This window comes from Curtobacterium sp. S6 (genome assembly GCF_000710345.2).
Taxonomy (GTDB): Bacteria; Actinomycetota; Actinomycetes; order Actinomycetales; family Micrococcaceae; genus Rothia.
This window is the reverse complement of the sequence record NZ_JHEL01000015.1, coordinates 1,475,577-1,501,270: the sequence shown is the minus strand read 5'-3', so window position 1 is coordinate 1,501,270 and position 25,694 is coordinate 1,475,577. Positions and strand designations below refer to the sequence as shown.

General features: G+C 65.1%; 25 protein-coding genes. 14 read left to right on the top strand and 11 right to left on the bottom strand.

The window, feature by feature from the left end; all coding sequences use genetic code 11:
* Window positions 1-61: 61 nt before the first annotated feature.
* Window positions 62-1,081: an LCP family protein gene (locus tag CURSPS6_RS09050; RefSeq protein WP_051687785.1), complete on the bottom strand. Its 1,020-nt coding sequence runs from the start codon at window positions 1,079-1,081 to the stop codon at window positions 62-64.
* A gap of 248 nt (window positions 1,082-1,329) precedes the next feature.
* Here CURSPS6_RS09050 and CURSPS6_RS09045 point away from each other — a divergent pair, with 248 nt between their 5' ends.
* Window positions 1,330-1,638 (top strand): thiamine-binding protein, encoded by a 309-nt coding sequence (locus tag CURSPS6_RS09045; protein ID WP_030015674.1) that lies wholly within the window; start codon window positions 1,330-1,332, stop codon window positions 1,636-1,638.
* Complete coding sequence (locus tag CURSPS6_RS09040) at window positions 1,635-2,258, top strand: GNAT family N-acetyltransferase (protein ID WP_051687784.1); 624 nt, start codon at window positions 1,635-1,637, stop codon at window positions 2,256-2,258. The genes CURSPS6_RS09045 and CURSPS6_RS09040 overlap by 4 nt, the downstream gene beginning before the upstream one ends.
* A 10-nt stretch (window positions 2,259-2,268) precedes the next feature.
* On the opposite strand, the gene CURSPS6_RS09035 is transcribed toward CURSPS6_RS09040, so the two are convergent.
* Window positions 2,269-3,450, bottom strand: a complete 1,182-nt coding sequence (locus CURSPS6_RS09035; protein WP_030015671.1) for a Fic family protein — start codon at window positions 3,448-3,450, stop codon at window positions 2,269-2,271.
* 84 nt (window positions 3,451-3,534) lie between these two features.
* On the bottom strand, window positions 3,535-4,440 hold the full coding sequence (locus tag CURSPS6_RS09030; RefSeq protein WP_235503713.1) for a TetR/AcrR family transcriptional regulator: 906 nt from the start codon (window positions 4,438-4,440) through the stop codon (window positions 3,535-3,537).
* A gap of 123 nt (window positions 4,441-4,563) precedes the next feature.
* On the opposite strand from CURSPS6_RS09030, the gene CURSPS6_RS09025 reads away from it, so the two are divergent.
* Together CURSPS6_RS09025 and CURSPS6_RS09020 are read left to right on the top strand one after the other, a co-directional pair.
* On the top strand, window positions 4,564-6,033 hold the full coding sequence (locus CURSPS6_RS09025) for an MFS transporter (RefSeq protein WP_030015668.1): 1,470 nt from the start codon (window positions 4,564-4,566) through the stop codon (window positions 6,031-6,033).
* A 37-nt stretch (window positions 6,034-6,070) separates the two neighbouring features.
* Window positions 6,071-6,955, top strand: a complete 885-nt coding sequence (locus CURSPS6_RS09020; protein WP_030015667.1) for a spermidine synthase — start codon at window positions 6,071-6,073, stop codon at window positions 6,953-6,955.
* A 30-nt stretch (window positions 6,956-6,985) separates the two neighbouring features.
* Here CURSPS6_RS09020 and CURSPS6_RS09015 read toward each other — a convergent pair whose 3' ends face one another.
* Entirely contained in the window at window positions 6,986-7,384 is a 399-nt protein-coding gene (locus tag CURSPS6_RS09015) for a polyketide cyclase (RefSeq protein WP_030015666.1), read from the bottom strand.
* 4 nt (window positions 7,385-7,388) lie between these two features.
* Complete coding sequence (locus CURSPS6_RS09010; protein WP_030015664.1) at window positions 7,389-8,489, bottom strand: TDT family transporter; 1,101 nt, start codon at window positions 8,487-8,489, stop codon at window positions 7,389-7,391.
* A 71-nt stretch (window positions 8,490-8,560) separates the two neighbouring features.
* Between CURSPS6_RS09010 and CURSPS6_RS09005 the strand changes: the two genes are divergently transcribed.
* Window positions 8,561-9,451 (top strand): LysR family transcriptional regulator, encoded by an 891-nt coding sequence (locus CURSPS6_RS09005; protein ID WP_030015663.1) that lies wholly within the window; start codon window positions 8,561-8,563, stop codon window positions 9,449-9,451.
* Here CURSPS6_RS09005 and CURSPS6_RS09000 read toward each other — a convergent pair.
* Complete coding sequence (locus CURSPS6_RS09000; RefSeq protein ID WP_030015662.1) at window positions 9,433-9,837, bottom strand: YchJ family protein; 405 nt, start codon at window positions 9,835-9,837, stop codon at window positions 9,433-9,435. The genes CURSPS6_RS09005 and CURSPS6_RS09000 overlap by 19 nt on opposite strands.
* 3 nt (window positions 9,838-9,840) lie before the next feature.
* On the bottom strand, window positions 9,841-11,307 hold the full coding sequence (locus tag CURSPS6_RS08995) for an NCS2 family permease (protein ID WP_030015660.1): 1,467 nt from the start codon (window positions 11,305-11,307) through the stop codon (window positions 9,841-9,843).
* Between the two features lie 323 nt (window positions 11,308-11,630).
* Here CURSPS6_RS08995 and CURSPS6_RS08985 point away from each other — a divergent pair, with 323 nt between their 5' ends.
* Both CURSPS6_RS08985 and CURSPS6_RS08980 read left to right on the top strand, forming a co-directional pair.
* Complete coding sequence (locus CURSPS6_RS08985; RefSeq protein ID WP_160319787.1) at window positions 11,631-12,608, top strand: alpha/beta hydrolase family esterase; 978 nt, start codon at window positions 11,631-11,633, stop codon at window positions 12,606-12,608.
* 36 nt (window positions 12,609-12,644) lie between these two features.
* The gene (locus CURSPS6_RS08980) at window positions 12,645-13,640 is read left to right on the top strand and encodes an aldo/keto reductase (RefSeq protein ID WP_030015658.1); all 996 of its coding nucleotides are present in this window, start codon (window positions 12,645-12,647) and stop codon (window positions 13,638-13,640) included.
* A gap of 30 nt (window positions 13,641-13,670) precedes the next feature.
* Here the strand turns inward: CURSPS6_RS08980 and CURSPS6_RS12545 are convergent, their stop codons facing one another.
* The 4 genes from CURSPS6_RS12545 to CURSPS6_RS08955 all read right to left on the bottom strand — a co-directional run bounded on the left by CURSPS6_RS12545 (window position 13,671) and on the right by CURSPS6_RS08955 (window position 16,822).
* The gene (locus CURSPS6_RS12545) at window positions 13,671-14,519 is read right to left on the bottom strand and encodes a hypothetical protein (protein WP_152978098.1); all 849 of its coding nucleotides are present in this window, start codon (window positions 14,517-14,519) and stop codon (window positions 13,671-13,673) included.
* Window positions 14,520-14,766: 247 nt separating this feature from the next.
* Window positions 14,767-14,976 (bottom strand): hypothetical protein, encoded by a 210-nt coding sequence (locus CURSPS6_RS12540; RefSeq protein WP_152978097.1) that lies wholly within the window; start codon window positions 14,974-14,976, stop codon window positions 14,767-14,769.
* A 180-nt stretch (window positions 14,977-15,156) separates the two neighbouring features.
* Window positions 15,157-15,585, bottom strand: a complete 429-nt coding sequence (locus CURSPS6_RS08960) for a hypothetical protein (protein WP_035810374.1) — start codon at window positions 15,583-15,585, stop codon at window positions 15,157-15,159.
* A gap of 223 nt (window positions 15,586-15,808) precedes the next feature.
* Window positions 15,809-16,822 (bottom strand): sugar phosphate isomerase/epimerase family protein, encoded by a 1,014-nt coding sequence (locus tag CURSPS6_RS08955; protein WP_030015652.1) that lies wholly within the window; start codon window positions 16,820-16,822, stop codon window positions 15,809-15,811.
* A gap of 245 nt (window positions 16,823-17,067) precedes the next feature.
* Here CURSPS6_RS08955 and iolC point away from each other — a divergent pair, with 245 nt between their 5' ends.
* The 7 genes from iolC (at window position 17,068) to CURSPS6_RS08920 (ending at window position 25,683) form a co-directional block, all read left to right on the top strand.
* Entirely contained in the window at window positions 17,068-18,042 is a 975-nt protein-coding gene (gene iolC / locus CURSPS6_RS08950; protein WP_030015651.1) for a 5-dehydro-2-deoxygluconokinase, read from the top strand.
* Window positions 18,039-18,989, top strand: a complete 951-nt coding sequence (locus CURSPS6_RS08945) for a deoxyribose-phosphate aldolase (protein WP_235503712.1) — start codon at window positions 18,039-18,041, stop codon at window positions 18,987-18,989. Before iolC ends, CURSPS6_RS08945 begins: the two co-directional genes overlap by 4 nt.
* A 36-nt stretch (window positions 18,990-19,025) precedes the next feature.
* Window positions 19,026-20,942 (top strand): 3D-(3,5/4)-trihydroxycyclohexane-1,2-dione acylhydrolase (decyclizing), encoded by a 1,917-nt coding sequence (gene iolD, locus CURSPS6_RS08940; RefSeq protein WP_030015648.1) that lies wholly within the window; start codon window positions 19,026-19,028, stop codon window positions 20,940-20,942.
* A gap of 63 nt (window positions 20,943-21,005) precedes the next feature.
* Window positions 21,006-22,511: a CoA-acylating methylmalonate-semialdehyde dehydrogenase gene (locus CURSPS6_RS08935; protein WP_030015647.1), complete on the top strand. Its 1,506-nt coding sequence runs from the start codon at window positions 21,006-21,008 to the stop codon at window positions 22,509-22,511.
* Window positions 22,512-22,652: 141 nt separating this feature from the next.
* The gene (locus CURSPS6_RS08930; protein ID WP_030015646.1) at window positions 22,653-23,579 is read left to right on the top strand and encodes a sugar phosphate isomerase/epimerase family protein; all 927 of its coding nucleotides are present in this window, start codon (window positions 22,653-22,655) and stop codon (window positions 23,577-23,579) included.
* Window positions 23,580-23,624: 45 nt separating this feature from the next.
* On the top strand, window positions 23,625-24,602 hold the full coding sequence (locus CURSPS6_RS08925; RefSeq protein ID WP_030015644.1) for a Gfo/Idh/MocA family protein: 978 nt from the start codon (window positions 23,625-23,627) through the stop codon (window positions 24,600-24,602).
* Window positions 24,603-24,804: 202 nt separating this feature from the next.
* Window positions 24,805-25,683 carry a sugar phosphate isomerase/epimerase family protein gene (locus CURSPS6_RS08920; protein ID WP_030015643.1) on the top strand — a complete coding sequence of 293 codons (879 nt, stop codon included), beginning with the start codon at window positions 24,805-24,807 and terminating at the stop codon, window positions 25,681-25,683.
* Window positions 25,684-25,694 lie beyond the last annotated feature (11 nt).

Sequence of the window (25,694 nt, the reverse complement as noted above, 5' to 3'; positions counted from 1 at the left end):
CCTCGATTCCGAGGATACGTGGCGCCGAGCACTCGAGGGGGCCCGACGATCACGGGGCGGATCAGCTCTTCGCGATCTCGGCCAGTCGTGCCGCGCCCTCGTCCGAGAGTTGCACCCGGTTGGTGTCCCAGGGGTAGGGCTCCACCGGAAGTTGTTCGAAGGAGATTTGGTCCCGGGGGACCTGGGTGAAGGTCCGGATGAAGCCCAGGAACTGCGCGGAGGACTTCAGGCCGTCGTCGACCATGATGGAGGACGAGGACTGATTCAGGAACGAATAGAGCTTGACCGGGTTCGACAGCGTGGACGAGCTCTGGGCCTTGTCCAGGATGGCCTTCATGACGGTCTGCTGATTCCCGATGCGGGCGAGGTCGCTGCCGTCGCCGATCGCGTGGCGTTCCCGGGCCATCGCGAGGGCCTGTGTCCCGTTGAGCGTCTGTTGCCCGGCGGGGAGGTCGAGATTGGCGTCCGGGTCCTTGAGGGCCTCGGGGAGATTCATGTCGATGCCGCCGAGGGCGTCGACGATGGAGATGAATCCACCGAAGTTGACGTCCACGTAGTGGTTGATCCCCAGTCCGGTGAGGGTCGAGACGGCCTCGATGAGTTGCGAGTCGCCGTCGGCGAGAAGGGAATTGATCTGCACCGGAACGTTGGGAGCGGTCGCGTACGCGGTCGAGCCCTGCGGGGGAAGGACCATGGTGTCGCGGGGAATCTGGATGCCGGTGACCTTGTCGTGGGCGGAATTGACGTGGGCCACCAGGATCGAGTCGCTGCGTCGCCCCTCGGCCTCGCCTGCTTCGATGGAACCGTCGCGTTCATCGGAGCCGATGATGAGCACGTTCATGGCCCCCTTGGTATCCGAGGCGTTGGTGAGCCCCTGGACCTGGGTGGTCTTGATGTTGTGGTGAAGGTGTTGGAAGGCCGCGAAGGCGATGCCTCCCAGGGCGAGCAGCAAGGCCACCGCGAGCACGATGGTCACTCGCGTCCACCGGATGCGGAATCCCGTCGGCGCACTCGCGGCGGGCGCGGCGGCCATCGGTTCGGTCGTCGGTGCGTGCGGGTCGCGCTGGTGGTTGTGGGGCATGGTGGTTCCTTGGGGTGTGGGGAGGGAAGGCGCGTGGTGCTGGCGCCGGGCAGGTCCGGTGCGACGTCGCACGATGAGAGTCGACCGACGCGGGCCTCGGCGTGGGGGTCGCCGGTCGCGGTCGGGTGCTCGAGATACAAATTTTATGCAGTTTGCCTGCGGAAAGGCTGAGGCCGACGTGTGAACCGGTAGGGAATCGTGGCGTTGGGTGGGGTGCCGTCTCGCGGGGACGGTGGCATGCTGGAGGCATGTTATTTGCTTTCTCTGTTGCCCCCTCCGGTGGAGATGCCCCGGATGCCTCCGTCCACGACGCCGTCGCCGATGCCGTGAAGATCGTCCGGGAGTCCGGCCTGCCGAATCGAACCGACGCGATGTTCACCACGATCGAGGGCGATTGGGACGAGTGCATGGACGTCATCAAGCGCGCGACCGAGGCCGTCGGGAAATACGGGACGCGCGTCGCGCTCGTGCTGAAGGCGGATATCCGCCCCGGCTACGAGGGGGAACTCACCGGAAAGCTGGAACGGCTCGAGAAAGCCATCGAGTCCGAGGCGTGAGTTTTGTTTGCGATGGTAAGTATGCGCTGACCGCGGTCGGGCCGTCGGAGGGATCCGCGTATTCGCAGGTCCACGTCAAGGCGTTGGCGGCCTCGTACCGGGAACTCATCGGCGAGGACTTCGCGACGAGGATTCGCGCGGAGGCCGGCTCCGTGAGCGACGAGGACCGGGACTACCTGCGACGTTCCGACGCGCGAGCGGTCATCGCCTGGTCCAACCCTCAGTTCGAGGAGACCAACGATTTCGGCTGCTGCGGCGTCGGGGCGGACCCCGACCTGTGGACCCGGCCCGTGGGCATCGCCCTGACGATCGACGCGGGTCCGCTCGAGGCGTGGGAGCGCGAGATCGGCGCGCTCCCCGTTTCCGGGGCCGTCGAATCCGGGGCCAGGCAACTGGTGAATCTGTATGTTCTGCCGGAGGCCCAGGGCGAAGGGCTTGGCTCGGAGCTCCTCCGGGAGGTCCTGCCCGAAGACTCGCCCGCGTTTCTCTGGCTCATCAACGGCAACGACGGCGCCGAACGGTTCTACCGCAGGCACGGCTTTCACGGGTTGGGCGAGGACTTCCCGACCCAGGGGACGTGGGCGCCGTCGACGACCGGGCGCATGGTCCGTGGCCTCTAGCCGGGTCCGCTCACTCGGAAGCCCTGCGACCGGCGCGTTCGGCGAAGTCGTCTAGGGCGCGAAGGATCCGCGGTGCGGTCCACACCGTGGAGCCGGAAACCTTGGCGTTCTCCTCCCGAAGCAACCCGCGCTCGACGAGTTCCTGCACGGTGCGGTACGCGGTCGGCTTGCTGACATGTGCGAGGTCTTCCACCATTCGGCCTGTGAAGGCTGGCTCGGCGCAACAAAGGTCCGCTATCGCACGCAACGAGCGGGTGACGCGTTGCCGTGAGGCCAGCACCTCTCGGTGGAACGCGGCGACGTCCGCGTGCAGGATCGCCGTGCTGGCCAGGGCGCTCTCACACGCGGAGACGAAGCAACTCACGATCGATTCGAGCGTGCCCGAGCGATAATCCGTCAAGGCCTCCACATAGCGTGACTTCCCGTGCAATAGGCCCGAGGACAGGGGGACGGTCACGTGCTGGGTCACGCCTCGGGCGCGGAGCAGCGACGAGACCAAGGCCCTGCCGGTCCGTCCATTTCCGTCGGTGAAGGGATGGATGATCTCGAATTGTGCGTGGGCTATTGCTGCCTGAACCAGCGGGTCGATGTCGCGACGATCCATGAAGGCAACGAGGTCGCGCATGAGGTCTGGCAGGTCGTCCCAGTGAGGTCCGACGTGATCGGCGGTCACGGGGGATTCGCCCGCGATCCAGACCCATTCCCGACGGAGCATTCCGGAATCTCCGGGGATACCCTCGGTCAGTTCTCGATGCATCGCCAGGATGGACTCGGTGGTCAGGTGGTCCGAGGCCGCTAGCGCCGCCTGCATCGCCCGAACATTGCGGGCCACCAGGTTGGCGTTGGGCGCGGAGGACACGCCCAGGGTAGCGAGGGAGAGTTTTCGGGCACGCACCGTGATGTTCTCGATCTGAGAGCTGCTGACAGATTCCCCGCGAAGGAGAATTGCGGCAAAGGGCAGAGAATCCAGGTGCCGTGACTCGCGGTCGAAATCGCGCAACCGATCCGACATGCGCACGGTTGCGGCTTGTAGCTCGGCGGATACGGACGGCGTGAGGTCTCGAATATGGGGCACGACGGCGGCCCGGAAGGTTCCGGTGTTGCGGCGGGTCGCCCGGCGGCTAGACATGGGGTCCCGGTGAAACCACTGCTGTTCTCGAAAGCTCAAGGCCGGCCAGGAGAGTTGAGACATCGATTCTCCTCTGAGGTGAGGTGCAATTGTCTCATTAAGATTCTTATTGAGACAATCTCCGAAAATTGTCTCACTAAGCGCGGGCTACGACCAGGTCTGCCGTTCGAGCCCGAGCAGGAGGAGGTCCAGGCCGGCGACCAGTTCGGAGCGGTCGTCGTGGTGCCGGAATTCCCCGAGAACCGAATGGACGAACGGGTATCGGGCGGGGTCCGAGTGGCTCCATTCGGCCACCTGCTCGTCGAACAGCTCCTTTTCCACCTCCTGATCCTCGTAGACGTCGCGCTGAGACACCTCGGCGCCCATCCCGGAGGCGTAGTTGACCAGGGCCAACGAGGCATGGAATCGCTCGCTGAGGGTCAGCTCCATGTGCATGAGTTGCTGGCCGATCTTTTCCCAGAACATCAACGAATTCTCTTGGTCGGGACCGGACTTCAGGAGCTGGTGGGCGAGCCAGCGATGTTCCAACATCTGTTCCATGAGGCACAGCACCATGCGGCGCAGGTTCACCAGGGCGTGGGCCGATTCCGCGCTGGTGCGTGCGTCCGGCGAGAGCGGTTCGTGCTCGGAGAACCCGCTGGGGGCGTTGTGGCCGAGGCGCTGAAGGTGCTCGTCCTCCGCCAGTGCGCGTCCCAGCAGCTCGTTGGAGGCCAGGGCGAGGAGCTCTTCCTTGCCCGACGCGTACCAGTAGAGGCTCGCGGCGCCGCTCTGAAGCTCGGCCGCGAGACCGCGAAGGGTCAGCTTCTCGGCACCCTCGCGATCCAGGGTCGAGATCGCCGCCTCCAGGATCGCCTCGAGGGAGAGGGTGGTGCGCGCCCGTCCACCGCGCCCGCGCCCCCGTCCGCCGCCCGGTGCGGGGCGACGTCGCGCATCCGGCGATCGGTCGTCTCGCTGTCCGTTCTCGCGAATGGACCGGAGGCGTTCCTCCCGCATCGCTGCGCGATCTTCCGGTGTACGGGGGCGGGATGGGCGACGGGGAGTGGGCTGGGTCATGACAGAAAATCTACGCAGACAGTTGCGCCTTATCAAACAGCGTTCTATTCTCGAACATAGTTCGATAACTCGAACGGTGTTCCATTGACCGGACGGCGTTCGATACAGACGAAAGGTTTTCTCATGTCACTCTCCGAATCCCTCACCCCGGAGGCCCCGCCGCGGGCCTCCACGAAGCCGCAGTCCCTGGGCGCGGCTTGGCCGGCGCTGCTGGGGTTGTGCCTCGCGATGTTGGTCGAAATGGTCGACAACTCGATCCTCAACGTCGCCCTGCCCTCCGTGGGGCGCGACTTGCACGCCGGCCCCACGGATCTCCAGTGGATCGTCGGCGCCTATTCCCTGACCTTCGGCGGCCTGCTCATGGTCGGCGGAACCCTGGGCGATAAGCTCGGGCGGCGTCGGACGCTGCTGACAGGGCTGGCCCTCTTCGGCCTCGCCGGGCTCGCGGTTCTGCTGGTGCAGACCCCGGGGCAGCTGATCGCCGTGCGGGCCGTTTCGGGCGCCTTCGCGGCGCTGATGGCCCCGCTGACCATGTCCCTCATCTTCCGGCTCTTCGACCGGGACGACCTGCGCAATAAAGCCATCGGCCTGATCATGGTGGTCTCGATGAGCGGCTTCGCGGTCGGCCCGACGCTAGCCGGTCTCGCCGTCGAGCACTGGCCCTGGCAGGCCCTCCTCGTTCTGAACGCGCCGATGGCGCTCATCGCGTGGGTCGGCGTCCGCTTCGGTCTCTCGAAGGACGATCCCGCGGATCGACGTCGCGGCGGTACCGACATCCCCGGCGGTATCTTCTCCGTGGGTGCCCTCGGCCTGATCCTGTACTCGTTCACCTCGGGCACGGAGAACGGCTGGGGCAGCCCAATCACGATCGGCGTGCTCGTCGGCGGCATCGTCTGTCTGCTCGCCTTCATCTGGCGCGAGAAGACCGCGAAGGACCCGATGCTGGATCTGACCCTCCTCGCGATCCCGACCGTCCGCGGCTCGGCCATTCTGCAGACCGGCGTGATGGTCGCGATGGCCGGCGTCATGTTCGTCTCGACCCAGCTCTACCAGTTCGCCTGGGGATGGTCCCCGATGATGGCCGGACTCGCCAACCTGCCGTTCGTCATCGGCATGCTGGGCGCGGGCCCGTTCGTCGACCGCATGGTGGCCAGCTTGGGTCACCGCAAGACCTCGATGGTCGGCGCCGCCTTCGTGATCGGCAGCCTGCTCATCTGGATCTACGCCGTGGGCCACGGTTACCTCTGGTGCGCGATCGGCATGCTCATCATGACCATGGGCATGCGGACCATCATGACGACGGGCGCCGTGGCCCTGGTCGGGGCCCTGCCGGAGACGCACACCTCGATCGGTTCCGCGATGAACGACACCGCCCAGGAACTCGGCAACTCCGTGGGCGTGGCCGTCGTGGGAACCGTGATGGCCGCTGCTGTGGGGACCATGTTGCCGCAGGGCGCCTGGGATCCCGCGACGGTTGCTGGATTCGTCCACGGAACGCGCGTCTCCTTCTGGATCCTGGCGGCCGCCGCGGTCGTCATGTCCTTCATCGGAGTCCGGACCCTCACGGACTCGAAGGATACCGAGGAGCACTGACGCCCACGGCCTCGGGAACGGCCGCTAGGGTGGAGCCGTGAGCAAGAAGAAGAACCGACGGCAGGCGACGCCCCCGAACTCGACGGAGTCCGGGGGCGTCGCCCTGTCCGAGGGCGTCTACGAGATCGACAGCGGGACCGCCGAGCTCGAAAAGGACACCTTCCATCCCGGGGCGTGGTTGCTTCGCATCAACGACGTGCAATCCAGCCACGTGATCGTGGGCGAGCCCCGGGAACTGGCCTTCGAGTACATGCGATGGATCGCCGCGGGCGTCGAACACTTCGTCGGCGCCCACCTCGACCCCGAACGGCTCCGCGTGACGCATCTGGGCGGGGGAGCCTGCTCGATGCCGCGTTACTTCGCCGCGACCTACCCGAGGAGCCGCCACACCGTGGTCGAGTTGGACGGCAAGCTCGCCGACTACGTGCGGGAATGGTTCGACATCCCGCGCGCGCCGACGGTGAAGATCCGCGTGGGCGAGGCCCGGGCCGTGACCGAATCGTTCGTGGACGCCTCGCGGGACGTGATCATTCGGGACGTATTTTCCGGCGCCGTGACGCCCGAGCCGCTGACCACGGTGGAATTTTTTCGCCACGCCCACCGCTCGCTCGCGCCGGGCGGACTGTATGTGGCCAATTGCGGCGATACCCGGGAACTGCGTGGCGCCAAGGCGGAGATCGCCGGTATGACCGAGGTCTTTGCGCACGTCGCGTGCATCGCCGACCCGCCGATGCTCAAGGGGCGTCGTTACGGCAACGTGATCCTTCTGGCCTCGGACACCCCGTTCCCCGGTGCCTTGGACCCGGAGGCCGCACAGCTGACCCGCGACCTGCTGGGCGGCGCGGTCCCGGCGCAATATAAGGACGAGGCCTGGACCAGGGCCTTCGCCGCGGGTTTCGCGCCGAGGTCGGATGCCGGCTGAGGCATCCCGCCGGGTAGCTCGCTAGGAGCCTTATCGGTTGTGTTCCTCCACGAGATCCCGGAGCCTCCCGAGGTCCTCGCGCACGGTCTGACAGTCCCGCTCGAAGTCCTCGTCGGTCATCTCGAGCTGCCGCACGGTGAAGACGATCTCGGCCCCTTCCGGATGCCGGATCACGCGCAGGGGGTTGTTCACGACGGCCCCGGACGGTAACTCGACGTCGTGGTCGAGCACGCCGAATGCGTTCCGAGGGGCAAAGGTCACCTTGACCGTACCCATCGGGGAGTCGGCCCAGAGTGACTCCCCGGCGACCCGGACGTCGGCGCGGGCGAGCCCGGAGGCCCACGCCGGCAGGTTCCGGGGATCGGCGGCGAACCGGTACACGGTATCCGCGTCGGCGCGTGCGATCAGGCTGATATGGCGGCTAGTCATGGGGTTAGTGTGCCATTTCCCGTCGAATGGCCTTGACGGAAGAGGCGGAACACAACAGCCACGTGCATACCAGCACGAGGCACAGCCCCACCCCGACGACGTGGAAGAAGGCCAGGCCGCTGCCGGTGCCCAGCAGGTAGGTGCCGAGGGACAAGGTTCCGATGGGGAAGGTCATGGCCCACCACCCCGGCGTGAAGGGCATGCGACCGGCGAATCCGCGGGCGGTCACGAGCACGGCCCAGCAGATCAGGGGAATGCCGAGCGCGAGCATGACGAATCCGTAGGTGTTTGCCGCGGCCTGCACGGCCTCCGCGGCACCGGGAATCACGAACTGTTTCGACTGCGTGGCGATGGACTGCGCCGCCGCGGTGGACTGCCCGACCATGCCCAGCGGGATCCAGGCCGACGCGGATGCCGCCAGGGGAATGCCGCGCACCGTCCAGTGGTGGTGATACGCGGTGATGAAAACGATCGCGCCGACGAACAGGGAGAGGAAAAAGCAAGCGGAGACTCCGGTGAGCAACCACAGTTGGGCGCCGACGCCGTCGATGGTGGGGACGAGGGCCGCGCCGGTGGTCGCGGACACCATGGGCGCCACCACGGCCAGGCCCCACACCGTGGTTGGGGCCCCGATATCGCTCCCGATGAGGCGGGCCCCGAACCCGACGGCCGAGACGATGCCGATGAACGTTCCGATGCTCCACAGGAGGCCGTCGAGTAGCCCGGCCGACCGGGTGAAACCGGCGTCACCGGCCGGTGCCACGGTGAGGGTTGCCGAGCCCACCGACAGGATTCCCATCGACACCATGCCCCACATCGGGGCGACCGCACCGTCCGTGAGCGAATCGATGAAAACCCGCGGCCGGCGCACGATCCGCACGGCAAAACCGACCGTGATTCCCACCAGCAGGGCCCAGCTCAGTGCGCAGAGAACCACGGCCGCCCCGTGCCCGACGGGAACCTGGCCGGAGATCTTTTCGGTGAGGGTCGACAAGATCCCGGTGCCCATGACCGATCCGTACCAGGCGGGCCCGGCCCCCGGCAGGGGAGGTTGCTGGGTACGGGGAGGGGTGTGCGCGGTGGGGGTCGGCGTCAGGGTTTCCATAGGAACGATTATTCTGCCGCGGGGTTTCCTCTGGTAGACGACGATCCCGCATACGGATATATCCTGTGCATATGGATCGGTGGCCGGATATGACGACGTTGGAAGTTCTCGTGGCCGTGGCCGACCACGGCAGCCTGTCCGCCGGGGCACGGCACATCGGCGTGGCCCAGCCGAACGCCAGCCGGTCCATTTCGCGTTTGGAACGACGCCTGGGTTTTGCGCTGCTCGTCCGTTCGACGCGAGGCGCCGCTGTGACGCCGAAGGGCCTAGTGGTCGTCGAGTGGGCGCGCGATGTTCTGTCGGCGGCGGAGGTCCTGATGCAAGGTGCCGAACGACTGGTGTCGAACGAGCAGAATCTCCGCGTCGTGGCGTCTCAAACCGTGGCCGAGCATCTGCTGCCGCGATGGATTGCCGAGTTGCGTGTTCAGCAGGACGTTCAGGTCGACATCCGGGTGGTCAACTCGGAAAAGGCCGCCGAGGAGGTCTTTGCGGGGCACGCGCAGCTGGGCTTCGTCGAGAGCCCCGAGGTGCCGGGCGGGATGCACCACGCGGTCGTCACGCACGACGAGCTCGTGACGGTCGTTCCGCCCGGCCACGATTGGGCCGATCGCGCGGAGGCGGTCGCGCTCGAGGAATTCGCCGCAACCCCGCTCGTCATGCGGGAAGCCGGCTCGGGCACGCGGACCACGCTCGACCGAGCTCTCGGGGAACGCGGACCGGCCGTGCCGTTGCTCGAATTGGGCAGCAACGCGGCCGTCAGGGTCGCGGTGCTCTCGGGTGCGGGGCCCACGGTGATCAGCAGGTTGGCGGTCGGGGACCTCTTGGCGCAGGGCGCCCTGGTCGAGGTGCCGGTGGAAGGGCTACGACTCAAAAGGGTCTTGCGCGCCATCTGGTCTGGTCCGAGGGCTCTCGGCCACCCCGCGGCAGACCTGGTCGTGGTCTCTCAGGCGCCGTCCACGTAGTACCAGCGACCGGACTCTCGCACGAAGCGGCTGTTCTCCCGCTGGACCCCACGGACGCGTTCCTCGGGCGGAGTGCCCGGGCGGGAGCGGTAGTGCGCCGCGAATTCGACGCGGGCGGCGTCGTCGAACGGGCCACCCGAGGTTGCGAGGATGTCGAGGCGTTGCCACAGCACGGATTCGTCCAGGTCGAGCGTGCCCGGGCGGGTGCTCGGGTGCCACGTCGCGAGCAGGTGCGCCGCGTCGGAGACCGCGAAAGCCGTGAACCGCGACCGCATGAGGGCCTCGGCGGTGGGGGCGGGCTTGCCGCGAAGGACCGGGGCGCAGCAGTTCCCGAAGACCTCACCCGTGCCGCACGGGCAGCGGGAGTCGTCGCTCAGTGATGCCACGGGTCAGTTCGTCCAGCCCTGAATGATGCCCATTCCGAAGTACAGGACGAAAGCGACGGAGACCACGTACATCAACGGATGCACGTCTTTTCCGCGCCCCTGGACCAAGCGGATGAAGGTGTAGGACACGAAGCCGGCGCCGATGCCGTCGGCGATCGAGTAGGTGAACGGCATCATCGCGATGGTCAGGAAGGCGGGAATGCCCAGGCCCCAGTCGTCCCACTGGACGTGAACGGCCTGGCGCACCATGAGGAACCCCACGACCACGAGGGCCGGGGCGACGGCCTCGAACGGGACGATGTTGACCAGCGGCGAGATGAACATCGCCAGCAGGAACATGATGCCGGTGATGATCACCGAGAAGCCCGTGCGCGCCCCCTCGCCGATGCCGGTGGCCGATTCGACGAAGATCTGCGAGGAAGATGCCGAGCCGGTGCCTCCGGCCACGGAGCCGAGCGCGTCCACCGCCAGGACGCGATTAATCGCGGGGATCTTGCCGTCCGGGGTGACGTTGTGGGCCTCGGTGGCCAACCCTACGGAGGTGCCCATCGCGTCGAAGAACACCGAGAGCAGGATCGCGAAGACCATGAGGGTCGCGGCCATTCCGCCGAGGCTCTGAAAGGCGCCGAAGAGGTTGAAGTGCCCGAGTAGAGACAGATCGGGCAGGCCGATCCACTGGTGGGGCATCTCGGGGGCGACCAGGGACCACCCGGTGGGGTGATCCGTCGAGGAACCGGACGGGGTCACGGCCTCGAGAATCACCGAGAGAATGGTCGAGACGATCACTCCAATCAGGATTGCGCCGCGAACATTGCGGATCATCAGGGCGATGGTCAGGAACAGGCCGACGATGAACACGAGGATCGGCCACCCGACGAGGTCGCCGTTAATCCCGAAGGAGACCGGAACCGTGGTCCCGCCGGAGTCGGGCATGCGACGGATGAAGCCCGCGTTGACGAAGCCGATGAGCGAGATGAACAGGCCGATGCCGACCACAATCGCGGTCTTGAGCGACTGCGGCACTGCGTTGAAGACCGCGGTTCGGAATCCCGTGAGCACCAGCAGGAACATGATGATGCCGGCCCACACGACCAGACCCATCAGATCGGGCCAGGTCAGGTTGGGCGTCGTGGAGATCGTCGCCGCGAGAAACGCGTTGACGCCGAGGCCGGCGGACATCGCGAAGGGGTGATTGGCGATCGCCCCCATGAGGATCGTCATGACCCCCGAGACCAGTGAGGTGGTCGCGGCCACCCGGGCGAGGCCCAGTTCGGAACCGTTGGCGTCGGCGATCAGGCCGAGGACCAGCGGGTTCAGGACCACGATGTAACTCATGGCGAAGAAGGTCGCGAATCCGCCGCGCACCTCCGTGCCCAGGGTGGAACCCCGTTCCGTGATTTTGAAGTAACGGTCGAAACCGTTGGTGGGGCGGTGCGGGCGGCTCGGAGCCGCGGTGTTCTCAGAAGTCATTCTTGAAAATCCGTAGATACTCTCGTGATCGATGGGGTAGGTGCCTGAGATCGAGATCGTCCGCGCGTTTCCCGTGCGCGCGACGGTCGAGTGGTTCGATCAGCCGCCTCAACAATGGTGGCGCCCCTTCTGCCCCACGATGGGGGCGAAGCGACGCCGCTACGGAACGAGTCTAGTGCATTGAGCTCAGGGTGAAATTCGCCGGTCACGACCGAAATGCCTAGCGAAACTCGCTTTCATGAATGACGTGGATCACTATCCGTGCTACTACTCGAGGTAGTTCGCACAACAATCGCCAGCACATCTGTGAGGTCGTGAGGTCCATGAAGAGATCGTTCGGTGCCGTCGTAGCGGTGGCAATTTTGACCTTGGGGTTGACCGCGTGTGGCTCGTCCACGGGGAGCGAAGGGGGCTCCGGGGCGTCGTCCAGCTCGGGGGCCTCGAGCTCTTCGTCCGGATCCGGGTGCGGAGCCAATCGGCTCGAGCCAGGGTCGTCCACGACCGTGCACCTGACCTCTGCGGGGCGCGATCGGTCGTACCTGGTCAGTGTGCCGAAGGACTATTCGGCCGATACGCCCACACCCGTCGTGATGGCCTTCCACGGCCGCGGCCGGACGTCCGACCAGATGGAAAAGCTCACCGGCTTTTCGGATAAACCGGCAATTGCGGTATATCCCCAGGGCCTCACGGGAAGCAAGGGGGCCGCGTGGCAAGGCGCCAGTTACGCATCGGACGCCGACGACGTGAAGTTCACCGGTGAGGTGCTGGACAAGGTCGAGTCCGACCTCTGCGTGGATACCGACCGCGTGTACGCGGCGGGCATGTCCAACGGAGGCGGGTTCGCGAGCTTGTTGGCTTGCCGCATGTCCGACCGCTTCGCCGCCTTCGCCTCGGTCTCTGGTGCGTACTACGGCGGGACGCGGGCCGGCTGCAACACCGCGGGAGCGGTGCCGATCATGGAATTCCACGGCACGGGCGATCCCACCATGAAGTACGAGGGCGGCAACGGCAAGGGTGGGGAGTACATCTCCGTGCCGGAATACATCGATCAGTGGGTGGCCCGTGACCAGTGTTCCCACGAGGCCGAGGTGGATGAGCCCGTGGATGGCGTCGAGCACCGGGTGTTCGCCGACGGGTGCCGCAACGGTTCGGAGGTTCAGCAGTATCGGATCGACGGCGGTGGGCATTCCTGGCCCGGCGCCCCGGAGGGTATGGGCACCGGACGCGATACCCCCAGTCTGCCGGCAACGGACCTGATTTGGGAGTTTTTCCAGAATCACCGGCTGTCCGAGCATCAATAGGGTGACGGTCCCGGAGGTGCGGTTTAGTGTGGAGGCATGACTTCATCACCGGAATACCGCGCACTGGGCAACTCCGGCTTGGTGGTCTCCGGCGTCGGGCTGGGGTGTAATAACCTCGGCCGCGCTGGGACCCCGACCGAATCGCAGGAAGGCACCGACGCCGTGATCGAGGCGGCGGTTGACGCCGGAATCACGCTATTCGACGTCGCCGACGTATACGGCAAAGAGCCGGGGACCTCCGAGAGGATGTTCGGTCAGGCCCTCTCCGGGCTGGGCCGCGCGGCCGAGGACGTCGTGGTCGTGAGCAAATTCGGCATGGACATGCGAGGTGCTAACGGCGCCGATCATGGGGCCCGAGGGTCGCGGCGATACGTCAACCGGGCGTTGGACGCGTCGCTGTCGCGCCTCGGCCGGGACCACATCGACCTGTACTTCTATCACACCCCCGACGGAGTGACGCCGGCCGAGGAGACCTTGGCGGCCCTTGACGACGCCGTGAAGGCGGGCAAGGTTCGCTACATCGGCACGTCTAACCACTCCGGGTGGCAGATCGCGGATGCGGATCACCTGGCCCGATCCGGCGGTCGCACCCGATACGTCGCGGCGGAGAACCACTACAACCTGTTGGACCGCCGGGCCGAGCTCGAGGTCATCCCCGCGGCGCAGCGCTTCGGCGTCGGTATCCTGCCGTACTTTCCGCTCGCGAATGGCCTGCTCACGGGCAAGTACCGCAACGGTACGGCCCCGGATGGCTCACGCCTGTCCCACTCCAAGTCGGAGCTCCTGGAGAGCACCGACTGGGATCAAATCGAACGGTTCGTCGCCTTCGCGGCAGAACGCGACCTCACCCCGATCCAGGTGGCTTTCTCCTGGTTGGCCTCGCGTCCGCAGGTTGCCTCGGTCATCGCCGGCGCGACCACGCCGGATCAGGTGCGTAGTAACGCGGTCGCGGCCTCGTGGGTTCCGTCCGAGGATGACCTCGCGGAACTCGACCGCATCTTCCCGGCACCGGAGAAGATCGCGTTGTTCTAGGCCGTGGGTGGTGGGAGGAGATTCTCGTGTCTACTGGATTTCGGCCTTGAACGCGGCAAACACGGGGACGGTCGTACTACCGCCGATTTGAGTATCGTAGGTTTCGCTTCCTCCCACCATGACCCACAGCTTGACGTTGTCGTCTTGGACCAGCGGCTCAAGGGTAGGGCACTTGTCCTTACCGTCATCGCTTGAATCGAAGACTATGGAATTCGTCTCGTAGTAATACGTCTGGGGCTGATAGGTGGCCCCGATGTTGACGCGCATAGCGCATGGGCCCGTGGCTGAATCCAGCTGAGTAACGCTACCGTTGATGATGATTTTCTCGCCGACGTGAGTTTTTGGACTTTTGGCGATGAGTGCCAACTCGCGATCGTCTACCTCATGGAATGTACTGAGGTCCGCTTGCTTAGGTACGGGTGTCGCCGTTGCAGACGGAGAGACTGTCGGGGTGGAGGTCGGGGCAGACGAAGATGACTCAGCCGATGCAGATGACGAATACGATGAGGCCGAGGCGGTGGAGGGATCCGTTGTGGTGCTTGAGGAAGCATCGACTACGGAACGAACTAAGAATCCTCCGGTCACAAGGAGAGAGATCAAGGCAGCTACGGAAGCGACGCAAATGCCTGTAATGGACAGTGCTTTGAGCTGGCCCCGACCGAGGGCGATGCATGCGAAGGCCACGCCCGCGATGGCGAGAATAAGGCCCAGGAAGGGAATCCAGAAAAGAAGTAGTCCGAGCGATGCCAAGACGATGCCGACAATGGCGAGCACGTTTGAGTTCTTTGGGCCCTGCGGCTGCCCATAATAGGGGTTATTGGAGTAGTACGAAGACTGCTGCGAGTAACCCTGGCGAGGGTCTTGCGGATACATGCTCATCCGAACAACTTTCAGAACGGGAGCCACCCGAAAGGGGCTCTGACCTGAGATATCACCTCGACACCCCGGATTAGGAGTATATATCCAGGAAGTAGAAAGGTAATAGCCAGGTTATGAGATGTTGCTCTCTGGGAAGTTTCGGATATCAGAGTCTTTGTGTGCTCATGGGGTGACGTCAAGGCTCTTCCGAAGTCGAAAGTGCAGGGAGCGGTACGCCTTGGGGGTTATCGCCGATGGGATGTGCGGCTTAGGTGTATGTGGTGCCGACGCTAATGATCAGGGCGACCGACCAAAAGAGCCCGAGTAGCGCGCCCACCCCGCCAACGCAGATGCCCGCGATGGACAGGCCTTTAATCTCGTGCCGGGCTAAGGCGATGGAGGAGAGCACGACGCCCGCGGCCGCAAGGATGAAGTCGAATACCGGAATCCGCCACACCACGAGACCGAGTACGGCCAAGATGAACCCCAGAAGGCATAGGACATTATTGCTCTGGCGTTCCTGTGGAGGGCTTTGGTGTGGGTCGTTGGGGTGATACGGGGGCTGTTGATACGGCTGGCCTTGTTGCCAGCGCGGCGGTCCCTGGTGGGGGTCGTGGGGGTGCATGCTCTTCCGACTACCTTCCGCGTGGGAGCCGATTTAGATCGACGGGGCCTGCTCCGAAACTACCGAAGAAGAGACCGAAGCTGCGGCGTTGTATGACGTTGTCGACGAGTTGTGGCTCGCGACGCTGGCGATATAGAGGATGGTCCAGAGAATCGCGATGATAACCGCAACGCCGCCGACGCCCGCAATGGACAGCCCCTTCAGCTCGCGCCGGCTCAGGGCGATGCCCGAGAGCACCACTCCCGCGATGGCCATGAGGGCCCCAAAGAAGGGGATCCACCAGAAGACGATGCCGAGTATGGCGAAGATAAAGCCCAGAATGGACATGATGTTGTTCTTCTGGGGCGCAGGTGGCTGACCGTAGTACTGGTTGTTCGGGTAGTACGGCGACTGTTGATACGGCTGACCCTGGTATTGCTGGTATGACGGTCCCTGGTTGGGGTCCTGCGGGTACATGCTCATCCGGACAACTTTCACAACGAATGCACCGCGGGGTGCTCTTTGACTAGGTGTAACGCCCCTGAGGGCTTGCCCCGAGTATATGTCCAGGCACCGGCAAGGAAATACTCAGTGGCAATATCTTGCGCAAGATCTCGCCGCCGCGGTGAATCGTCGGGAAGGGGTGCCACCCGTCGCATTGGCGCATGGGGCGGCACCCCTTCCCCGGTGCGAAAGGCCGGTTGACCTACCGGACCCCCGCCTGCCGCGCGGCGTCGAAGAGTGTCGAGGTTGCGTACTCCAGCCCTTCGATCGGCCCCATCGAGGTGTCCTCGTGTTCGATGTTGACGCTGATGTCTTCGCCGGTCTGTTGCTCGACCTCGGCCAGCGCCCGCAGGAATTCGGCCCAGTACTCGGCGTCGTGGCCAATTCCGACGGCCACGAAGTCCCACGCGGAGTCCGTGGGCCAGGCGTTGACGTATTCGTCGCCGCCCATGTTGGTCCTCTGCTCATCTTCGCCCATCCGGCGGAACCGCTCGTCGAGCACGCCGTAGATTTCCGCGTTCTCGCGATTGATGCGCACGTCCTTCGCGGCGGCGTGGAACACGAGGGGGCCCAGCCACCGAACGCAGGCGATGGGATCCATCTGCTGCCAGAAGAGGTGCGAGGCATCTAGTTCGACGCCGACGTTCGTGGCCCCGATGCGTTCCACCAGGCGGCGGGCGGTCGGCGGATTGAAGACCAGGTTCTGTGGGTGCAGCTCCAGGGCGACCTTGACGTCGTGTTCCCTGGCCAACTGGTCGATCTCGGACCAAAATTCTGAGGCCTGGTCCCACTGCCATTCCAAAGAGTCGAGGGCGTGGGATCCCCACGTGTTGACGTTCCACGCGGGGTAGCGGCCCTGCGGGTCCGTGCCGGGCAGACCCGACATCGTCACCACGCGCTTCTGGCCGAGGGCCGCGGCGGCACGAATCGACTTGCGGATATCTTCCGCATCCTCGGGGCCGATGGCCGGATCCGGATTCAACGGATTCCCGTTGCAATTCAGCCCCAGAATGTCGAGGCCGTGGTCGGCGAAGCGGCGGCGATATGCGGTGGCGGCGGCATCGCTGGCAAGGATGTCGTCGATCGGGAGGTGCGTGGGCGGCAAGAAGCCGCCGGAGTTGACCTCGACGCCGTCGAGGCCCAGGCGGGAGACCTCCGCGAGGGCGTCGTCGAGGGGCAGGTGGTGCAAGATCGCGTTGTAAACGCCCAGCTTCATGGTGGACTCCTTGTGCTCTGGCTGATGGGAGGCGAGACCCTCTCGGCGGTCGAAAGGTATCCCCGGTCACAACAGGCTACCGACCAAAACATACTTTGTCAGTACAAAACATTGACAGGACAAAGTGTGGTGATGCACTCTTGGATACGTAAGACGGAACACACTGACGGCGAGTCCTACCCGGTAGAGAGGTGGGGCGCCGACGCTGTGACCGACCAGGAGCCACGGGAAGGACCGGCCAGCCAATGAGCTATGACCTGCTCACCATGGGAAGAATCAGCGTGGATATCTACCCCAACGACATCGGTGTCGGCCTGGAAGAGGTGACTTCCTTCGGCAAGTACTTGGGCGGGTCGCCTTCAAACGTCGCGGTGGCCGCCGCAAAGCACGGCAGAAAGTCCGCAGTCATCACCCGCACCGGCGATGACCCGTTCGGCGAGTACCTCCACCGAGAATTGAAGCGTTACGGCGTCGACGACGCCCATGTCAGCCCGGTAGCAGGCCTGCAGACCCCGGCGACCTTTTGCGCCATCATGCCCCCCGAAGACTTTCCCCTCTACTTCTACGGTCGATTCCCCACCGCGCCGGATCTCAACATCGAACCGGACGAGGTCGACACCCAGGCGGTCAAGGAAGCGACCGTCTTCTGGTCCACGGTGACGGGGCTCTGCCAGGATCCGAGTCGAACGGCCCAGCTGAAGGCTCACGAGGCACGCCCCCGCGAGGAGCTCGGCGAGGGTCAGCACACCATCTTGGACCTCGACTACCGGCCCATGTTCTGGGACTCCATCGAGGACGCGACCGCCCAGGTCACCGAGAACCTCAAGCACGTCACCATCGCGATCGGAAATCGCGAGGAGTGCGCCGTCGCGGTTGGCGACGGCTCACCGGAGGAGCAGGCGGATCGCCTGCTTGAGGCCGGCGTCAAGATCGCGGTCGTCAAGATGGGCTCGCAGGGCGTCATGGCCAAGACAGCGAACGAAACCGTGATCTCCGAACCCGTGGCCGTGGAGACCTTGAACGGCCTCGGAGCCGGCGACTCCTTCGGCGGCGCGTTCTGCCACGGGATCCTCTCTGGCTGGTCACTCCAGCACGTTCTCGACTTCGCCAACGCGGCCGGCGCGATCGTTGCCTCGCGCATCGCCTGCTCGGAAGACATGCCGACCACGGACGAGGTGCTCGGCCTTCTCAACGAACGCGGAAGGGGCTTCGACGCATGAGCAACCACCCAGCACAGGAGGGCAGCCTGCCCTCATTCGACCAGCCGGAGATCGGCTCGGGCGATCCCCGGCGTTACGAGCAGCTGACGCAGCTCCGCTTGGAAGACCCGGGTGCCGTCCAGCGCGCGGCCAACGCCCGCACCCGCCACCCCGGGGTGGTCTACGGACGGCAGAATTTCATCCTCGCCGCCGATCACCCGGCCCGAGGAGCGCTTAAGGTCAGGGGCGACGGCCAGGCCATGGCCGACCGGAAGGACCTGCTCGACCGGTTGCGCGTGGCCCTCCAGAATCCCGCGGTGGACGGCGTCTTGGCCTCGCCGGACGTCTTGGACGACCTCCTGTTGCTCGGCGCGCTGGACGGGAAGCTCGTGTTCGGTTCGATGAACCGCGGTGGGCTCTCCGGCCTGGTCAACGAGATCGACGACCGCTTCACGGCCCACAACGCCGAGGCGTTGCGTGCGGTGGGCGCGGACGGCGGCAAAATGCTGACCCGCATCCACTACGGGGACGAGAACACCACCGCGACCCTCGAAGCCACCGCCCGTGCTGTCGACGAGCTTGCCGCACGCGGCCTCTACGCGATGGTCGAGCCGTTCATCTCGACCACCCGCAACGGCACGATCGTCAACGATCTGAGCACCGATGCCGTGGTCAAGTCCGTCGGTATCGCCTCATCCCTGGGCGCCTCGAGCGCGTACACCTGGATGAAACTGCCCGTGGTGCCCCAAATGGAACGCGTCATTGCGGCGACCACCCTGCCCACCGTGCTGTTGGGAGGGGACCCCACCGCCGCGCCGGACGAGATCTTCTCGACGTGGCGGGATGCTTTGGCCCTTCCCGGGGTCCAGGGGCTCACCGTGGGGCGGACCCTGCTGTATCCCGAGGACGGCGACGTCGCCGGAGCCGTCGAAACCGCAGCATCGCTGCTGCGCGACGGCAGCAACTAACGAGGATCGAAAGAGGTTTTCATGACTACTCAGACCATGACCGTGGGACAGGCCCTCGTGAAGTTCCTGTCCCGGCAGTACACCGTCGATCGCGTTGGTTCGGAGGAATACCGGGAGCGGACGATTCCGGGGATGTTCGGCATCTTTGGGCACGGCAACGTCGCCGGCGTGGGCCAGGCCTTGCGTCAATTCCAAGGGCAGGACCCCAGCGTCATGCCGTACTTCCAGGGTCGCAACGAGCAGGCCATGGTGCATCAGGCCACCGGATATGCCCGCCACGTGCGTCGGCGGGCCACCTACGCCTCCACGACGTCGATCGGCCCGGGATCGACCAACCTGGTCACCGGCGCCGCCCTGGCGACCACCAACAGGCTTCCGGTTCTGCTGTTCCCCTCGGATGTCTTTGCGACGCGGGCGACCGACCCGGTCTTGCAACAGCTCGAACGCCCCGATTCGGGGGACATCACCGTCAACGACACGTTGCGTCCGGTCTCCCGATATTTCGATCGGGTATGGAGGCCGGAACAGCTCTATTCCTCGTTGCTCAACGGCATGCGTGTCCTCACCGACCCCGTGGAGACCGGCGCCGTGACCATCGCCCTCCCGCAGGACGTCCAGGCGGAGCGCATCGACGTTCCCGAAGAGTTCTTCGTCGAGAGGGAATGGCGTATCCGCCGGCCCGAGGCCGAGGAGGAGGACGTCCGCGCGGCGATGGAGGCCATCCGTTCCGCTGAGAAGCCGGTGATCATCGCCGGTGGCGGCGTGCACTACGCCTTCGCGACCGACGAGCTGCGAAAGTTTGCCGAAGCCACCGGCATTCCGGTGGCGTACACGCAGGCGGCCGTGGGCGTCATGGATTGGGATCACCCGCTGTGCCTCGGAGCGGTCGGCTCGACCGGTTCGACCGCATCCAATGCGATGGTCGCGGAGGCGGACCTGATCATCGGCATCGGCACGCGCTACGAGGACTTCACGACGGCCTCGCGCACGGCCTTCCAAAACCCCGACGTTTCCTTCGTCAACATCAACGTGGCTTCCTTCGACGCCTATAAGAATGGCACCCAGATCCCCGTGGTGGCGGACGCCCGCAAGGCCCTCGTGGCCATGAACCGGGCTGTCTCCGGGATCCAGGTCTCGGAGGCGGTCTCGGAGAAGGTCGCCGCGGAGAAGCGGCGGTGGGACGGCATCGCGGACGCCGCCTTCGCCGAGCGCTACCGCCCGGTGATGTCCCAGAACGAGATCATCGGCCGGGTCAACGGCGTCATGGACGACCGCGACGTCGTGATCTGCGCGGCCGGTTCGTTGCCCGGGGACCTCCACAAGCTGTGGCGGGTCAAGGACGAGTACGGCTACCACGTCGAGTACGCGTTCTCCTGCATGGGCTACGAAATCGCCGGAGGTTTGGGCGTCAAGCGCGCGAGCCTGCACCAGAAGGACGACCGCGACGTCGTCGTGATGGTCGGTGACGGCTCCTACCTGATGATGCACACCGAACTGGTCACGGCGGTGGCCGAGGGCATCAAGCTCATCGTGGTGTTGATCCAGAATCACGGTTACGCCTCGATCGGCGCGCTCTCGGAGTCGCTGGGCTCGCAGCGCTTCGGAACCAAATATCGGTATCACGACGACCAGACACAGTCCTTCGATTCCGGCGAGACCCTGCCCATCGACCTGGCGACCAATGCCGAGTCCCTCGGCGTCTCCGTGATTCGCGTGGCCCCCGGCGACTCGGTCGGGGAGGACCTCGAGGAAGCCGTCCGAAAGGCCAAGGCCGCCCCGGAGGGCTCTGGCCCCATCCTGATTCACGTGGATTCCGATCCCCTGATCGACGCGCCGGACTCGGAATCGTGGTGGGACGTTCCCGTCGCCTCCATCTCGGAGCTTTCGTCCACTCAGGAGGCCTACGCCGTGTACGAGGACAAGAAATCCACACAGAAGCCCCTTCTGGGATAAACGCAGACTGTTCACCAACCAGCCGGCGCAAGACTTGCGTCAGGACACCGTGAGGAGAAGAAATTGACCACAGATATCAAGCACTTCATCAATGGCCAGGAAGTCGACGGCTCGGGCGCACGTCGCCAGGACGTCTTCAACCCCGCGACGGGGCAGGCCACGGGAAGCCTGCACCTGGGGGACCAGTCCGACCTGGAGGCCGCGGTCAGCACCGCCAAGAAGGCCAGCGAAGCATGGGCTGACCTGTCCATCGCCAAGAAGACGGCCATCCTCTTCAAATTCCGAGAGCTCGTGCACGCCCACACGGACGAGCTGGCCCGGATCATCACAGCGGAGCACGGCAAGGTTCTCTCGGACGCCGCCGGCGAGGTCGCCCGCGGCCTCGAGGTCATCGAATTCGCGTGCGGCATTTCGGAGCACCTCAAGGGCGAGTACTCGGACCAGGTATCCACCGGCTTTGACGTTTTCTCCTTCCGCCAGCCGCTGGGTGTCGTCGCGGGTATTACCCCCTTCAACTTCCCGGTGATGGTCCCGCTGTGGATGTCTCCGGTGGCGATCGCGACCGGCAACGCCTTCATCCTCAAGCCCTCCGAGCGGGACCCCTCCGCTTCGTTGCTGCTCGCCAAGCTGTGGAAGGAAGCCGGCCTTCCCGACGGCGTCTTCAACGTGTTGCACGGCGACAAAGAGATGGTGGACGGACTGCTCACGCACCCCGACGTCGACGGCATCTCCTTCGTCGGCTCCACCCCGATCGCCAAGTACGTCTACGAAACCGGCACCCAGAACGGCAAGCGGGTCCAGGCTCTTGGCGGCGCCAAGAACCACGCCGTGATCATGCCCGACGCCGACATGAGCCTCGCGGCCGAGCACCTCAACGCCGCGGCCTTCGGTTCGGCCGGTGAACGTTGCATGGCCATTTCGGTGGCCGTCGCCGTGGGCGACGCCGCCGACGAGGTCGTTTCTCGCGTCAAAGACCTGGCCGCGGGCATCAAGGTCACCGAGGGTACCGACCCCGACGCCGATATGGGTCCGGTCATCACCCCGGCCGCCAAGGAGCGGATCACCCGGATCGTGGGCGAGGCCCAGGAGTCGGGCGCGGCCGTGGTTCTCGACGGGCGAGACCTCATCGTCAAGGACCACGAGGAGGGCTTCTTCGTGGGGCCGACCATTCTCGACAAGGTCAACCGCGAGATGAGCGCCTACGACGAGGAGATCTTCGGGCCGGTCCTCGTGGTGATTCGGGCCGAGTCCCTCGAGGAAGCCATCGACATCATCAACGCCAACCCGTACGGAAACGGAACCGCGGTGTTCACCTCCAACGGTGCCGTTGCGCGGACCTTCCAGCGCAAGGTCCAGGTCGGCATGATCGGCATCAACGTACCGTTGCCGGTCCCGGTGGCCTGGCACTCCTTCGGCGGTTGGAAGAACTCCCTGTTCGGGGACCTCCACATTTATGGGCCGGACGGAGTCAAGTTCTACACCCGCGGCAAGGTCGTGACCCAGCGGTGGCCCGAGCCGAAGTCGCTGTCCGGGGCGTCCTTCGCGTTCCCGTCGAGTTCCGACAGCTAGTCGAGAATCCGGGAATCACTTCCCGCACTCGCGGCCGGACAGGGCCGCACCACGGTGCTCGGGCGTCAGCGCGCCGACGCCCGAGCACCACGCACACAGCACTTTGTACCGAGACTTTCAACGGTGAAAGCGAGAGCACCAATGGCAGAGAACACGTCCGACCGCAACCTCATCATCGGCACCGCCCCCGATTCCTGGGGTGTCTGGTTCCCCGACGACGAGCGCCAGACCCCCTGGCAGCGATTCCTCGATGAGGTGGCCGAGGCCGGCTACCGGTGGATCGAGCTGGGCCCTTACGGGTATCTTCCGGCCGATCCGCAGACCCTTGCCCGTGAGCTGAAGGAGCGCGATCTGAAGATCAGCGCCGGTACCGTCTTCACGGCCTTCCACCGCGGAGCCGATCAGTGGGAGGAAGCGTGGAAGCCTGCCCGCCAGGTTGCCGAACTCACCGCCGAGATGGGGGCGCACCACGTCGTCGTGATTCCGGCACTGTGGCGTGACGACAAGACCGGAGAGGCCCTGGAGGACCGCACCCTCACGGACTGGCAGTGGGAGGCCCTCGGTAAGGGCCACGACAAGCTGGGGGAGCGGCTGCAACGCGAATTCGGGTTGTACCAGCAGTTCCATTCCCACGCGGATTCCCACGTGGAGACCATGGAACAGATCGAGAAGTTCCTAGCCATGACGGATCCCAAGCTCGTGACCCTCTGCTTGGATACCGGGCACGCCGAATATGGCGGCGCCTCATCGGTCGAACTGATCGAGAAATACCCCGAGCGGATCGGATATCTCCACCTCAAGCAGGTGCATCCGGACATCTTGGCCACGGTGCGTGCCGAGGACAAGACGTTCAAGGACGCGACGGCGGCCGGTGTGATGTGCGAGCCCCCGCAGGGATTGCCCGACCTCCGGGCCGTAATCGAGGCGGCCGAACGGCTGGAACGTCCCCTGTTCGGAATCGTCGAGCAAGACATGTATCCCGTGGAGAGCTTCGATGTCCCGCTGCCGATCGCCTCCCGAACCTGCAAGTATCTCCTCAGCTGCGGCGCTCGCACCACGGTCGCCTGAGCTTGATCGACCGTCAGCACCGCTGTACCGAAAGGACATCTCACCATGACTGAACAATTGCGCGTCGCCGTCGTCGGAGCCGGCCGCATGGGCTCCGACCACATCACACGCCTGCGTGACCGCATGAAGAACGTGCGCGTCACCGCCGTGATCGACATCGACGAGGCCAAAGCCCAAGCGGCGATCGAGGGGATCGACGGGGCCCAGGTGTTCACCGATTTCACCGAGGCCCTCGAGTCCGGAGAGGTCGACGCCGTGATGGTGGCGACTCCCGGATTCCTCCACGAACAGGTTCTGCTGCCGGCCCTGACCAAGGGCTTCAAGGTCTTCTGCGAGAAGCCTCTCACGCCGGACTCCGAGTCGGCGTGGCGCATCGTGGAGGCCGAGGAAAGCATCGGCCGCAAGCTCGTCCAGGTCGGGTTCATGCGGCGCTTCGACGAGGGGTATCGCCGGATCCGCGCGGCCGTGCGTTCCGGTGAACACGGCGAGCTGTTGGCCCTGGACTGCGAGCACATCAATCCCGAGGTCCCCGATTCCTATACCGGACGCAACCTCATCGACGACACCGTGGTGCACGAATTCGACATCGTGAGGTACCTGACCGGCGAGGAGGTGTCCACGGTCCAGGTGCGTACCGGGAAGAACTCCTCGGCCGCCAAGGAAGGTTTGGTGGATCCGGCCCAGATCCTCATGGACACCGACGGAGGGGTGCGGGTCTCCGTGAACACGCACGTGACTTCCGGCTATGGATACGCGGTGTCCACGCGGGCCTCGTTTGAGACCAGACATCTCGAAGAGGGCGTCGACCAGGTGACCCCGGGCTTCGAGGAACGGTTCGTCGACGCGTACGACACCGAGATCCAGGAATGGATCGACGACTGCCTCGCGGGCGAACTCAACGGTCCCGACGCCTGGGACGGCTACGCGGCCGCCGCGTGCTGCGAAGCCGGACTGCGGGCGATCGCCGAGCCGGGAACCTCCGTGAGGGTCGAACTCAACGAGAAGCCGGAGCTGTACCGCTGAGTCGCGGAGCCGTCACGACTCAAAAAAATCTCAACTACCTATAGGCACGACCCCAATTTGTGCATATGATAGGACAAATTGGAAAAGCCCCTGAATCGGGGCCTGTGCGGGAGACCGGCAGGCCCCATTTTCAGACCATATTTCCATTGCGATGCAAATCACATCGACCGAATTGCACGTAACGATCGAGCAAGGAGATCCCGTGAAATACGCCCTCGACCCCACCCCTTTCCATTCCACCCACTCGCTCCTCGAGTTCCCGGGCGTGGTCAAGGACCTGGGCTACGACTATCTCCAGATGACGCCACACCCGGATTTCATCCCGTTCTTTCGCCATCCCAAGGCGGACGACGATCTGGTGGCTCAGCTGAGCAAGGCCTGCCGCGATGCCGGGGTCGAGATCGCCTCGATCCTGCCGGTGATGCGCTGGTCCTCTCCGGATCCCGACGCGCGTGAAGCCGCCGTGCGGCACTGGAAGCGCATCATCCAGATCGCCGTGGATCTGGGAGTTCGGCAGCTCAACACCGAGTTCTCGGGCCGACCCGAGCTCGCCGAAGAATCCGAACGGGCGTTCTACCGTTCGATGGAAGAACTGCTGCCGCTCATCGAGCGCGAGGACCTGCACGTCGCCATCGACCCCCACCCCGACGATTTCGTCGAACGCGGGCTGGACGCCTGGCGGGTGATTCGCGGGGTCAACTCCAAGAACCTCGGGATGGTCTACGTGGCGTGCCATTCCTTCCACATGGAGGACGAGCCGCTCGAGATCATGCGCGCCGCCGGCGATCGCATCCGCGTCGCTCACGTGGCCGACACCATGGATCACCACCGCTCCAACGGTCTCCGGTACATCACCAACCCGCCCGGCAACCCAGCCCGCGTGCATCAGCACCTGAAGGTCGGTGACGGCGACGTCAATTGGGATGAATTCTTCGGCGGACTGAACGAGATCGGATTCTTGGATTCGCCGGATACCGTCATGGTCTCAAGCGTCTTCGCCGAGAACGAGGACGCCGCCGACGTCTCCCGCTATCAACTGGACGCCATGAAACAGCGCGTCGAAGCGGCCCGTCAGAGCTAAAACTTGCCCCT

Bases quoted from the DNA above. Each gene is read 5' to 3' on its own strand.
- CURSPS6_RS09050 (WP_051687785.1), bottom strand. From the start codon at position 1,081: ATGCCCCACAACCACCAGCGCGACCCGCACGCACCGACGACCGAACCG.
- iolC (WP_030015651.1), top strand. From the start codon at position 17,068: ATGAGCTATGACCTGCTCACCATGGGAAGAATCAGCGTGGATATCTAC.
- CURSPS6_RS09005 (WP_030015663.1), top strand. From the start codon at position 8,561: ATGGATCGGTGGCCGGATATGACGACGTTGGAAGTTCTCGTGGCCGTG.
- CURSPS6_RS08955 (WP_030015652.1), bottom strand. From the start codon at position 16,822: ATGAAGCTGGGCGTTTACAACGCGATCTTGCACCACCTGCCCCTCGAC.
- CURSPS6_RS08980 (WP_030015658.1), top strand. From the start codon at position 12,645: ATGACTTCATCACCGGAATACCGCGCACTGGGCAACTCCGGCTTGGTG.
- CURSPS6_RS08960 (WP_035810374.1), bottom strand. From the start codon at position 15,585: ATGAGCATGTACCCGCAGGACCCCAACCAGGGACCGTCATACCAGCAA.
- CURSPS6_RS09010 (WP_030015664.1), bottom strand. From the start codon at position 8,489: ATGGAAACCCTGACGCCGACCCCCACCGCGCACACCCCTCCCCGTACC.
- CURSPS6_RS09030 (WP_235503713.1), bottom strand. From the start codon at position 4,440: ATGACCCAGCCCACTCCCCGTCGCCCATCCCGCCCCCGTACACCGGAA.
- CURSPS6_RS09045 (WP_030015674.1), top strand. From the start codon at position 1,330: ATGTTATTTGCTTTCTCTGTTGCCCCCTCCGGTGGAGATGCCCCGGAT.
- CURSPS6_RS08995 (WP_030015660.1), bottom strand. From the start codon at position 11,307: ATGACTTCTGAGAACACCGCGGCTCCGAGCCGCCCGCACCGCCCCACC.
- CURSPS6_RS08985 (WP_160319787.1), top strand. From the start codon at position 11,631: ATGAAGAGATCGTTCGGTGCCGTCGTAGCGGTGGCAATTTTGACCTTG.
- CURSPS6_RS08925 (WP_030015644.1), top strand. From the start codon at position 23,625: ATGACTGAACAATTGCGCGTCGCCGTCGTCGGAGCCGGCCGCATGGGC.
- iolD (WP_030015648.1), top strand. From the start codon at position 19,026: ATGACCGTGGGACAGGCCCTCGTGAAGTTCCTGTCCCGGCAGTACACC.
- CURSPS6_RS09025 (WP_030015668.1), top strand. From the start codon at position 4,564: ATGTCACTCTCCGAATCCCTCACCCCGGAGGCCCCGCCGCGGGCCTCC.
- CURSPS6_RS08945 (WP_235503712.1), top strand. From the start codon at position 18,039: ATGAGCAACCACCCAGCACAGGAGGGCAGCCTGCCCTCATTCGACCAG.
- CURSPS6_RS12545 (WP_152978098.1), bottom strand. From the start codon at position 14,519: ATGAGCATGTATCCGCAAGACCCTCGCCAGGGTTACTCGCAGCAGTCT.
- CURSPS6_RS08930 (WP_030015646.1), top strand. From the start codon at position 22,653: ATGGCAGAGAACACGTCCGACCGCAACCTCATCATCGGCACCGCCCCC.
- CURSPS6_RS09035 (WP_030015671.1), bottom strand. From the start codon at position 3,450: ATGTCTCAACTCTCCTGGCCGGCCTTGAGCTTTCGAGAACAGCAGTGG.
- CURSPS6_RS09015 (WP_030015666.1), bottom strand. From the start codon at position 7,384: ATGACTAGCCGCCATATCAGCCTGATCGCACGCGCCGACGCGGATACC.